We start from the raw sequence: 11,396 nt of genomic DNA on the forward strand, positions 1-11,396 counted from the left end.
ACTCCGACAATCAGCCCGCGCGATCCATCAGCCACTGCGTCAGCAATGCCACCGGGCGACCGGTAGCCAGACCCTTGCGACCTTCGTCCCATGCGGTGCCGGCAATATCCAGATGCGCCCAGCGCTGGCCTTCGGTGAAGCGTGAGAGGAAGCACCCTGCGGTAATCGCGCCGGCACTCTTGCCGCCGATGTTGGCGATGTCGGCAAAGCCGGAATCGAGTTGGATCTGGTAGTCGTCCCACAGCGGCAGCCGCCAGGCACGGTCGAGCGTTACTTCGCCCGCGGCCAGCAACTCGGCAGCGAGGTCATCGTGCTTGCTCATCAGGCCGGTGGCATGCTTGCCGAGCGCGATCACGCAGGCACCGGTGAGTGTGGCGGCATCGATGATGGTATGCGGCTGGAACGTCTGCGCGGTATAAGTCAGCGCGTCGCAGAGAATCAGGCGACCTTCGGCATCGGTGTTCAACACTTCGATGGTCAGGCCCGAGAGGCTGGTGATCACGTCGCTGGGGCGATAGCTGTCGCCGTCGGGCATGTTTTCCACCGCTGGCACGACGCAGACCAGGTTGACCTTGAGCTCCATCTTCACAGCCGCGATAAACGCGCCGAGCACCGCCGCCGCGCCGCCCATGTCGAACTTCATTTCTTCCATGCCCGGGCCGGGCTTGAGGCTGATGCCGCCGGTGTCGAACGTGACGCCTTTGCCGACAAAGGCGTATGGCTTGTCGCCTTCGACGCCGTTCTTGTACTCCAGCACGACGAGCTTGGGCTTGTTGACCGAGCCACGCGCCACGGCCAGCAGCGAACCGAAGCCGAGTTTTTCCATCTCGACATGGTCAAGCACGTTGCAGCTGACCTTGCTGTCCTGGCCGTCGGCAAAGGTCTGGGCCTGAGTGGCGATGTATGCCGGGTTGCAGATGTTCGGCGGCAGGTTGGCCAGCTCGCGGGTGAACTCGATACCGGCCGCGAGCGCGCAAGCCTGATCCAGCCCGGCCTGGGCGTCGGCGTTGCCGGCAAAGCTGACGCTGGCGAGCACGGGCTGTTTGCTCTTGTCGCGCGGCTTGAACGTCGCGGTGTAGCGATACGCCGCATGGTCAGTCGTCAACACGGCAATACGCACGCGCCAGGCGATGTCGCGGCCGGGTACGTCGACTTCGGTCAGGAACGACACCGCATCTGCCACCGGCAGCTTGCCCAATGCACGCGCCGCTTCGATGCTTACCTTCTGATAACGCGCCGCGTCGAATGTTTTCTGCGAGCCAAGGCCGACCACCAGTACGCGCTTGGCGGCCACGCCGTTCGGTGCGAACAGTACGGTGGTAGTGCCGGCCTTGCCGCTGATGTCGCCACTTTCCACTTGGCGCTTGATCACGCCGTCCGCGGCGCTGTCGATGCGGGCAGCGGCGCTGGTCAGCATGCCGTGTTCGTACACCCCAACCAGCACGCAGGCGGTATCGGCGGTTTCCGGGGCGGTGGCGCCGAGGCTGAACTGAAGTGTCATCGGGTATTTCCTGTACGGGCGCGACAGCGGTCGAACCGGCTAGACTTAAGGTTTGCCGACCGGACCGGTCGCGGCGAAGGATCACTTAAGTTTATCTCATGCTGAGCATTCTCGACCGCTATTTCCTGCGCGAGCTGGCGCAAACCGTTGCCGCCACTGTCGTGGTGCTGTTGGTTGTGGTGGCCGGCAGCGCGTTTGCCAAGGTGCTGCAGCAGGTGGCCAACGGCAGTTTTCCGGCCAGCGTGATGTTTCAGGTGCTGGGTCTGCAAACGCTCGACGGACTAACCAACATGATGCCGTTGGCCAGCTTTCTCGGGGTGCTGATGGGGCTAGGCCGGATGTATCGCGAGAGCGAAATGCACGTGCTCTCATCCTCTGGTATGGGCCCCGGTGGTTTGCTCAAGCCTGTGCTGCTCATGGGCGTGGTGCTGGTAGCAATCACCGCCATCGTATCGCTGTGGGTCGGGCCGTGGGCGGTGAGCACGAGTGACAACATGGTCGCGGTGGCCAACCGTTCGGTGATTGCCGCCGGTCTCGATGCAGGGCGTTTTACCGATCTGCCGGGCAAGGGCGGCATCATCTTTGTCGACACGCTCAGCCGTGATGGGAGCAAGCTCGGCCATGCTTTCGTGGAGACCCAGCGCGATACCAAGGATGGCCCGCCGCATGTGAAAGTCGTGAGCGCGGATCATGGCGAGCTCTACCAGGAAAGTGACGCCTCCGATCGCTTCATCACTTTCCGCACCGGCTGGCAGTACGACATTCCGCTGGGCGCCGATAACTGGCGCAAGATGCAGTACGTGCGCAACGATTCATCGCTGTCCAGCGTGCAGTCGGATGACGATGACACTGATCCAAGCCATTCTATGGATACACTTTCCCTGATCCGATCCAGGGATCCCGACGCGCACGCGGAGCTGGCATGGCGTATCAATTCGCCGCCCCTGACACTGGTGCTCTTGCTGCTGGCGTTACCGCTGTCGCGTCAGAGTCCGCGCGAGCCTCGTTATGGCCGCCTGTTTCTGGCGATCGTCACTTTTTATCTTTATTACGTCGTACTCGCACTATGTCGCGCCCAGATTGCCAAAGGGCACTGGCACAGCGAGGCGCCCATGTGGGCGCTGCATATCTTGGTGATCGGTATAGCTGGGTGGCTTATGTGGAAGCAGTACGCGCCTCGCAAGGCGCGCGTGAGCGCACCCGCATGAGTGACATGGCATGAACGTGTTCACTTTAAAACGCGTCGATCGGCTGGTGATGCTCAGTGTCATTGGTTCGGTGCTGATGGTCTGGCTGGTGCTGACCGGCTTTGATGCCGTGACCCAGTTTCTGCGGCAGCTTGGCAGCGTGGGCAAGAACGGTTACACACTGAACAACGCCATCGTTTATGTGTTGGTGACATTTCCGCGTCGGCTTTACGAAATGTTCCCCAACGCTGCGCTGATCGGTGGCCTGCTGGGTCTCGGCGGGCTGGCCTCTACCGGCGAGCTGACCGCGCTGCGCGCTGCCGGTATGTCGCGCCTGCGTATTGCCGTGTCGGCAGTTGGCGTGGTGACCGTACTGATCGTTGGCGTCGTAATCATGGGCGAAACAGTCGGCCCGTGGGGCGACCAGAAAGCGCAGGTGATGCAGCTACGCATGAAGAACAACAATGTCGGCGCCACCAGCAGTGGTACCTGGGCGCGCGACGGCAGCAACTTCATCAACGCACGCGGCACCATGCTGACCCATCGCGGCGGCATAGACAGCGTGGAGCTGGCGGACGTGCGCATCTTTACCATGACGCCCGATGGTCAGTTGACCCGTTTCGAATGGGCCAAGTCGGCGCAGCACAACGGCAAGCAGTGGATCCTGAAAGACGTGCGCGACAGCACGCTGGACGCGACCGGCGTGCACACCACCACGCTGGCCAGCCAGCCATGGGTTTCGGGTCTCAACCCGCAGGTGCTGGCGCAGTCGATCATCCTGCCGCAATACCTTTCGATGCGCGATCTGCAGCGGAATATCCGCTATCGCGCCGCCAATGGCGAAACACCCGGCGTCTACGCGGTGGCTTTCTGGGGGCGGGCGTTGTATCCGCTCAGCGTATTGGTGCTGGTGCTATGCGCAATGCCGTTTGCTTTCGGCGCGTTGCGTTCCGGCGGCCTGGGCAAGCGCATGTTTATCGGCATGCTGCTGGCAATCGGCTGGTATTTTCTGCAGAAGGCAATGGTCAACTTCGGTACGGTTTACGGTATGCCGCCGCTGCTCGCCAACCTGCTGCCGATCGTGATACTGGCGGTAGCTGGCTGGCTGTATTTCCGCCGCAGCGGCTGATCCTGGCAACAGCCTGCCATCGGTCCGCCGGCGATATCTTCCCAATCCAATTCAACCAGTGAGACGCCGCCATGCGAGTTGTCGATTTACGCAGCGATACGGTCACGCAGCCCACGCAGGCCATGCGTGAAACGATGCTACTGGCCGACGTTGGCGACGATGTCTACGGCGAAGACCCGACGGTCAACTTACTGCAGCAGCGTCTCGCCGACGACCTCGGTTTCGAGGCTGGGCTGTTCGTGCCGACCGGCACGCAGTCGAACCTGCTGGCGTTGATGGCGCACTGCGAGCGCGGCGACGAGTATCTGGTCGGTGCCGATGCACATACCTTTCGCTGGGAAGGTGGTGGTGCTGCCGTGCTCGGTTCCATCCAGCCACAGCCGATTCCGCAGGATGCCGACGGCACGTTGCCGCTGGACAAGGTCGCCGCAGCGATCAAGCCGGTCGACCCGCATTTCGCACGCACCAAAGTGCTGGCGCTGGAGAACACCTGGTGGGGACGGGTGTTGCCACTGGATTATCTAAAGGCCGCGCACGACTTCAGCCGTGAGCGTGGACTTGGTCTGCATCTCGATGGTGCGCGTCTGTTCAACGCCGCCGTGGCCTGTGATGTGCCGGCGCGCGAAATCGCCCGGCATTTCGACAGCGTGTCGGTATGTCTGTCGAAGGGCCTGGGTGCGCCGGTTGGCTCTGTACTGGTCGGTTCGCATGCGTTGATCGACAAGGCGCGGCGCTGGCGCAAGGTTACCGGCGGCGGCTGGCGTCAGGCCGGCCTGCTCGCTGCGGCAGGTATCTATGCGCTCGATCATCACGTGGCGCGTCTGGCCGATGATCATCGGCGCGCGGCTTATCTGGCTGGCTGTCTTCGCGAGATCGCTGGCGTCAACCTGCTGGGGCAATTTACCAATATGGTTTATGTTGACGTGCCCGCCGGTCGGTTGAAGGATTTGGACGTCCATATGCGGGCGGCGGGGGTTCGTATCAGTATTGGGTATTTGCCGACGTTGCGGTTGGTTACTCATCTGGATGTGGATGATGAGGGGGTTGAGAGGGTGGTGGAAGCGTTCCGCTCATTCTTCGCACGTGGCTGATATAGTCGGATTTGGCGACAACCGATCGTCCGTGTGATCTGGCTCGCCTGCCGCGGGCTTTCGTCCGCCACCGGCGGCCGAGTCACTTTTCTCTTGCGTGGCCAAGAGAAAAGTAACCAAAAGAGAAGGCCACCCCGCTTGGCGCTTGCCGGGCGTCCCTGCCCGGCAAGTCCGTGAGGTGCGGCCGGGCTTTTCGACGGCGCATCCCTGCACCGGCGAAAAGTGATCGGCTTCCTGCCGATCACCCTGCGGGCCTGTCGACCCCACCTCACCGCCGCACAGGGGCCCCGTTTAAGAGCAACGCGCATCCTGCGCGCTTGCGAGTATCTCTTGTATGCAACGACCTGATCGCCCGATCTAATGCGTCGTAGAAAGCCCTCATCTCGCGGAATTTCTACTCGATTGACGCAAGGCACGGCGAGTCCGAACATCCATTGCATATGCCTCAATCCGAGGTCTATCAGGCGTTAGGCCGCACACTGTCTTGCAAGGAGCGGATATGAGCAATGAACCCGGTACAAAGTCGGTCAACAGGGAAAAGGAGACCGGTAAGGCACGCGCCATCGTCGGAACATCGGTGACTCTCCTAGTTTTTCCGTAATTGCTTGGTTTCTTTTCGCTGGACGTATTTCCTATGCTGCGGCCGAGTGTTCCAAAGGCGCCAAGCAGTGTGCTGTTGGCGTCGCTGTTGCGCTGGGTATTGTTGATGTGTACGACAAGAAGGGTCACTGTACCGGTGTCGGATGCAACTTCTAATCTTTCAAAGAGCCCGAACTCGCGGGGCCCAAGTGCGGCCTAACCATTCATTAAAGCGGACGGCTCTGCTGCCGCTTAATTCCAGCGTTAGCATTCATGCCCATAGCCGAAATAATTGCAGCTCAGAGAGTCGTTGCGTCGGTAAGGAGCGCCTTCCCACGCGAGGCGCGCTTGATTGAGGCGGGTCTTCGAGATGGCTGTTATGACGTCGAAGAATCGCCTCATATCTGGCTGGAGCGCTTCTCTCAGCTCACTACAAATGCAATCAAAGAAGGCCAACAGTCCAAGGCCTCCGAACATTTCAAACTGCTATCTGCCTTGCTGGCTGATGCAGACGAACCAACTACTCGTTGCATCGACACTGCATACGTTGAGTCGCTTTTGTGGGACATAAAAGACAATAAGGCCAAGAGCGATGGTTGGCAGCTCATTCCATGCAACCTCCGGTCGCTCTACATTGCCATGTGGGGAGAGCGGTCCTTCATGCATAGCACGAGGTGAGGGCTCACTATGCCCTCAAGCGGACGCCGGACTGGATGTTAGGTGCTCCTGACGTGGCGGCCGGTGCCGCTTAGTTTAGGCGTTATACGGCCTAACGAAATTGCGGGAAGCTGCTTTGCTTTTCCAAACCCCTGTGCGGCGGTGAGGCGTGGTCGATAGGCCCGCAGGGGAATCGACAGGGATGTCGATTCCTTTTCGTCAGGACAGGAGTCCTGTCGAAAAGCCCGGCCACGGCTCACGGACTTGGCGGGCGCAGCCCGCCAAGCGCCAAGTGGGGTGGCCTCTCTTTTGGTTACTTTTCTCTGGCCACGCAGAGAAAAGTGACTCGCCCTCCGAAGGAGGACGAAAGCTCTAAAGTCTTTTTGGCTTTACCCATTGAGCCGTTGAGCGAGAAGGCAAAAATCGTTACTAGTGCGGAGTCCTTCGAATCCGCTTCGCTACGTTCAGGGTGAACGAAGTTGCGAGATGTGCGGCATGCGTTTATTCCCGGCGGTAACTTGGCGTGCATCGTGCCAAGCCATATCGCAGGTGCGCCAAATCAGCCCGCCGCAGGCGCCTTCTTCCCCGCCACCGCCACCTTGTCAAACTTCCGAATAAAATCCCGCACCTGCGGATAAACAGTCTCGCGCCACCGCCGTCCACTGAAAATCCCATAGTGCCCGGCGCCATCGATCACCTTGTGCGCCCGGCGCTTCGTCGGGATGCCGCTGCACAGGTCGTGCGCCGCCTGCGTCTGGCCCAGGCCGGAAATATCATCCAACTCACCTTCAATCGTCAGCAGCGCGCTGGTCTTGATCGCGCTGGGCGTGACGCGTTCGCCAGCGACATCCCACAGCCCACGAGGTAGCAGAAATTCCTGGAACACCTTTTCGATGGTGTCGAGATAGAACTCGGCTGGCATGTCGAGTACGGCGTTGTATTCGTCGTAGAACTTGCGATGTGACTCGGCGTCTTCCAGGTCGCCGCGCAGCAGATCCTGATAGAAATCCCAGTGCGAATTTAGATGGCGATTCGGGTTCATCGCGATGAAGCCTGCGTGCTGCAGGAAACCTGGATATACCTCGCGGCCGTGGCCGGGATAGTTCGCCGGCACGGTGTGGATCACGTTGCCCTGGAACCACGATAGCGGCTGGGTGGTAGCCAGGTTGTTGACGCTGGTGGGGCTGCAGCGTGGATCGATCGGGCCACCCATCATGGTCATGCTGCGTGGCGTGGCTTCGCCGCGCGCTGCCATCAGGGAGACGGCGGCCAGCACCGGCACGGTGGGCTGACACACTGAAATCACGTGGACGTTTGCTGCGCCGATATGGCGGATGAATTCCTCGATATAGGCGACGTAGTCATCGAGGTTGAACGGGCCGAATTCGTTCGGCACCATCCGCGCATCGACCCAGTCGGTAATGTAGACCTTGTGGTCGTGCAGCAGGGTGCGCACAGTGTCGCGCAGTAAGGTGGCGTGGTGGCCGGACAGTGGCGCGACCACCAGCACGATCGGATCGTGCTTCATCTTTTCGATGGTGGCCGGGTCGTCGCTGAAGCGCTTGAAGCGCTTCAGCTGGCAAAACGGTTTGTCCAGCGCAACGCGTTCGATCACCGCGATCTCATGATCGTGCGCCATGGCGCTGGTGATGCCGAACTCGGGTTTTTCGTATTCCTTGCCCAGCCGATGCATCAGCTCATAGCCGGCAGCCAGACGCTGCGCGCCGGAGAGCTTGCCGAGCGGGCTGCTGTTGTCGTTGAGCATGCGCGCGTTGGCTTGCGCGAAGTAGCTCAAGGGGCCGAGAAATGCGCGCTGCCATTCGTGGAGTTGATAAAGCATCGGAAAGGCTGGCCGGGAAAAGGAATTCTCCCATCTTAGCGCGGTTTGCTCTGGCTTGTTGCGATGCCGCAATTCCCTGCGGGAATGGTTCAGAAACTTTTCCAATCAGTCACTTGGCGGTGACCGTAGTTGCGGACGAACTTGGAAAGTTACTGGTAGCGACAGCGCAGCAGCAGCTCGTCCACGCCGCGCGTGTCACCCATGCCGGTGCGCCACGCCAGAGGTTTCTGGAAACGCACGCCCAGCGGCATGAAAACCCGGTTGTACCACCACATGGCGCGCTTGCGCTGGTGGGTGAGGAACCACAGGCCGACATCGAGCAGGCGCGAGGATTTTGGCTGCATGCCGTACACGGCGCTGTGTTCGATGGTGAAACCGTGCTGGGCCAGTCGGGTGGCGATCTGCGTCGGTTCGTAGCGGCGGCAGTGGCCGACGAAATCGTCGAAGGCGGTCCAGGCCTCGGGATGCAGCGGCACGGACAGCAGCAGAGTCGCACCCGGTGTGGCAACCCTTGCCAGTTCGGCCAGCGCGGCGTTGTCGTCGTCGACGTGTTCGAGAATATCCAGCGCGCAGATCAGATCGAAACGCGCATTGGCGCAGGGTAGCGCGCCGATCATGCCATGTACGGCGTCGGCACCACGCTGGTGCAAGCGGTGCAGCGCGGCGTGGCTGAGGTCAATAAAACAGGTGCCATCGAGCGGCATGCGCGGGCGCAGGCCGGGTGCCACTTCCAGCCGATGCGGTGCGTTGGCGGCCAGTTCGCTGAGCAGTGGCCAGGTGTTGAAGCGATCGGGATTGATCAGCTGCGACTCGGCCCACAACGATTCGTAAAAGCCGCGATTGGCGCGGATCAGTTCGGAATCATTGCGAGTTTGGGCTGGCTGGCTGGACATCTGTCGGGTGGAATCCAGAGACTGAGCGGATTATCAGGATTTACCGAGCAGGCGAATCTCGGTATTGGCGGCTAGGTCATGCAGGGTCCGCCGACGGGTATTGAACAACGCTACCGCAAACCATGTGAACCATATGACTAGCACCGTCCAGAGCGTGGCGCGAAGTCCCAGCACGGGTTCCAGCAGAAGCAACAGCAAGGGTGCGGCAGCGACGAGTAATCGGACCAGGCATTGCTGTATCGATGGTGTCGCGCCGGCCGTGGAGGTGACGCGGATGCGCCAGGGCCGCATGCCCACCGTCTGTCCGCCACGGCGCCATGCACTGATGAAATACGCGGCGACGACCAAGCCCTGCAGCGCCTGATACCAGACCGGCACCGAAGTCGTTGCGCCAGTGCTGATCAACTTGCCGCCGGTAGCCAGCTGGCACAGCAGACCTACCACCATCACGATCGCCACCACGATCAGCAGGTCGTAGACCAGGGCGAGTAGTCGCCGCCACAGCGGACAGGGGATCGAGCTGATATGGAGCGGAGTTGTTTGCAGCGTGGTCGGCATCGGCGGCTTATCGCTTGCGTAGTGCGCGCGCAATGGCCAGCATCGTGCGCATGAAAAAGGAAGAAAGTCGCACCAGTATCGCCGAAGCCGATCGGCACAGTATCGCTGCGTTTCTGGAGCGCGTGTGGTCGGAGGACGGACTCGCCGATCGCACGCTGGAGGCTTACCGGCGCGATCTGGAAGCGTTGGCTGGCTGGTTGGCTGGCCGTGGCCGCACGCTGCCCACGGCACAACGCGAGGACATTTCCGCGTATCACGGCCGCGCGTCGAATGGCATGCAGCCGGTCGCGATACGTTCGATCGCGCGGCGGCAGTCGGCGTTTCGCCGTTACTACGCGTTTCTGGCGCGGAACGAGCCAGGCTTTGCCGATCCGACCCTGTTGATCGAGCGGCCGCGCATGCCGCGCAGCCTGCCGAAGGCGCTGGCCGAGCGCGAGATCGTCGGTCTGCTCAACGCGCCCGATACCGCCACCACATTGGGCTTGCGTGATCGCGCGATGCTGGAGCTGATGTACGCCTCCGGCCTGCGCGTGTCCGAGCTGGTCGAGTTGCCGCTGGCGTCGCTCAATACGCGGCAGGGCGTGCTACGGGTGACGGGCAAGGGCGGCAAGGATCGGCTGGTGCCAGTCGGCGAAGTGGCACTGGAATACATCAATACCTACCTTGCTGGCGCCCGACCCGAGCTGGCGAAAGGTCGTCAGCCCGTCGCGCTGTTTCTCAGTCGTCGCGGTGAGCGCATGACCCGGCAGATGTTCTGGACCCTGGTGAAACGCTATGCGTTGAAGGTCGGTATCAACGCCAAACGCATTTCGCCGCACGTGTTGCGGCATTCGTTCGCCACGCACCTGCTCAATCACGGTGCCGACCTGCGCGCGCTGCAGATGCTGCTCGGCCACAGCTCGCTCAGTACCACCCAGATCTACACTCTGGTAGCGAAGGAAGGATTGAAGCGTCTGCATGCGCAGCATCACCCGCGCGGCTGAGGCCGCGCGCGAAGACGCGTTATGTGAAAGTCGGTTCAGGCGGTTATGCGAGAATGGCCTTTCGACGCCATGGTCAGGCACCGGCGTGACATGCCATGAGGCTTTTTTAGATGTTGAAGAAATGGTTACTGGCTGTCTGCGTGGTCGCGTATGCGTCCGGCGCGTATGCCACCGATGGCGCCGCCGGCTCGGTCAGCGGCAAGGGCGTCACTCCCGCGGCCGAGAAGATCGTGCGCCAGTCGATCGCCGTGTTGTCTACCAAGGCCGAAATCGATTCGATCGAGCTGGCGCCGATGCCAGGTTTCTATCAGGTGATTGCCTCGGGCCAGATGCTCTACGTCAGCGCCGACGGCAAATATCTGCTCAACGGTGACATGCTTGATCTGGGCAGCAAGCAGAATGTCAGCAAGGTTGCCTGGGCGACATTCCGCAAGGCCGAACTGGCCAAGGTGCCTGCCGCGCAGCGCATCGTGTTCGCACCAGCGCATCCCAAGGTCACCATCACCGTATTTACCGACGTCAACTGCGCTTTTTGCCGGGCGTTGCACGAGCACATCGCCGAGTTCAACAAGGCAGGCATCGCGGTGGAGTACCTGGCGTGGCCGCGCGAGGGCGTGGTCACCACTGCGGGTCGTCCTACGCCGACGTATACGGAGATGGTGTCGGTATGGTGCGCCAGTAATCGCAACGCGGCGTTCAGTGACGCCACCGCCGGCCGTGCGCCGAAGGCGGCCACCTGCACCAACCCGGTCAAGGATCAGTTCGAGCTGGGCCTGAAACTGGGTATCGACGGCACGCCGACCATTTTCGGCCCTGACGGCCGCACGCTGGGCGGTTACGTCACCCCCGATCAGTTGCTCAAGGCGATTGCCGATGGCAGCGACGGGGACGGCAGCGACCAGGGCGAAGATCCGGGCACCGGCGAATAGCGCGCAAGCTGCTCTTTTGTCGCAGGTTTCGTCGGACAGCGATGCCGTA

Annotated in this window: 10 protein-coding genes; 6 read left to right on the top strand and 4 right to left on the bottom strand. The window is 61.4% G+C overall.

The features are described 5' to 3' along the window. Positions 1–10: 10 nt before the first annotated feature. Positions 11–1,501, bottom strand: a complete 1,491-nt coding sequence (locus HDE80_RS01525) for a leucyl aminopeptidase (RefSeq protein WP_184667211.1) — start codon at positions 1,499–1,501, stop codon at positions 11–13. Between the two features lie 98 nt (positions 1,502–1,599). Between HDE80_RS01525 and lptF the strand changes: the two genes are divergently transcribed. From lptF to HDE80_RS01545, 4 genes are all read left to right on the top strand, one after another. Next, positions 1,600–2,709, top strand: coding sequence for an LPS export ABC transporter permease LptF (gene lptF, locus HDE80_RS01530; protein ID WP_184667213.1), 1,110 nt, complete (start codon positions 1,600–1,602; stop codon positions 2,707–2,709). Between the two features lie 10 nt (positions 2,710–2,719). Further along, positions 2,720–3,817, top strand: a complete 1,098-nt coding sequence (gene lptG, locus HDE80_RS01535) for an LPS export ABC transporter permease LptG (protein WP_184667215.1) — start codon at positions 2,720–2,722, stop codon at positions 3,815–3,817. Between the two features lie 71 nt (positions 3,818–3,888). Continuing rightward, positions 3,889–4,908, top strand: coding sequence for a low-specificity L-threonine aldolase (ltaE, locus tag HDE80_RS01540; protein ID WP_184667217.1), 1,020 nt, complete (start codon positions 3,889–3,891; stop codon positions 4,906–4,908). A gap of 927 nt (positions 4,909–5,835) precedes the next feature. Beyond that, the gene (locus HDE80_RS01545; protein ID WP_184667219.1) at positions 5,836–6,165 is read left to right on the top strand and encodes a hypothetical protein; all 330 of its coding nucleotides are present in this window, start codon (positions 5,836–5,838) and stop codon (positions 6,163–6,165) included. A gap of 538 nt (positions 6,166–6,703) precedes the next feature. On the opposite strand, the gene phaZ is transcribed toward HDE80_RS01545, so the two are convergent. From phaZ to HDE80_RS01560, 3 genes are all read right to left on the bottom strand, one after another. After that, the gene (phaZ, locus tag HDE80_RS01550; RefSeq protein WP_184667221.1) at positions 6,704–7,984 is read right to left on the bottom strand and encodes a polyhydroxyalkanoate depolymerase; all 1,281 of its coding nucleotides are present in this window, start codon (positions 7,982–7,984) and stop codon (positions 6,704–6,706) included. A gap of 149 nt (positions 7,985–8,133) precedes the next feature. After that, positions 8,134–8,877: a methyltransferase domain-containing protein gene (locus HDE80_RS01555; protein WP_184667223.1), complete on the bottom strand. Its 744-nt coding sequence runs from the start codon at positions 8,875–8,877 to the stop codon at positions 8,134–8,136. A 33-nt stretch (positions 8,878–8,910) separates the two neighbouring features. Beyond that, positions 8,911–9,468: an RDD family protein gene (locus HDE80_RS01560; RefSeq protein WP_255483530.1), complete on the bottom strand. Its 558-nt coding sequence runs from the start codon at positions 9,466–9,468 to the stop codon at positions 8,911–8,913. Between the two features lie 17 nt (positions 9,469–9,485). Between HDE80_RS01560 and xerD the strand changes: the two genes are divergently transcribed. Together xerD and HDE80_RS01570 are read left to right on the top strand one after the other, a co-directional pair. Further along, on the top strand, positions 9,486–10,418 hold the full coding sequence (xerD, locus tag HDE80_RS01565; protein WP_184667225.1) for a site-specific tyrosine recombinase XerD: 933 nt from the start codon (positions 9,486–9,488) through the stop codon (positions 10,416–10,418). Positions 10,419–10,528: 110 nt separating this feature from the next. After that, entirely contained in the window at positions 10,529–11,347 is an 819-nt protein-coding gene (locus tag HDE80_RS01570) for a DsbC family protein (RefSeq protein WP_184667227.1), read from the top strand. Positions 11,348–11,396 lie beyond the last annotated feature (49 nt).

It is taken from the genome of Rhodanobacter sp. A1T4 (assembly GCF_014207185.1).
Lineage (GTDB): Bacteria > Pseudomonadota > Gammaproteobacteria > Xanthomonadales > Rhodanobacteraceae > Rhodanobacter.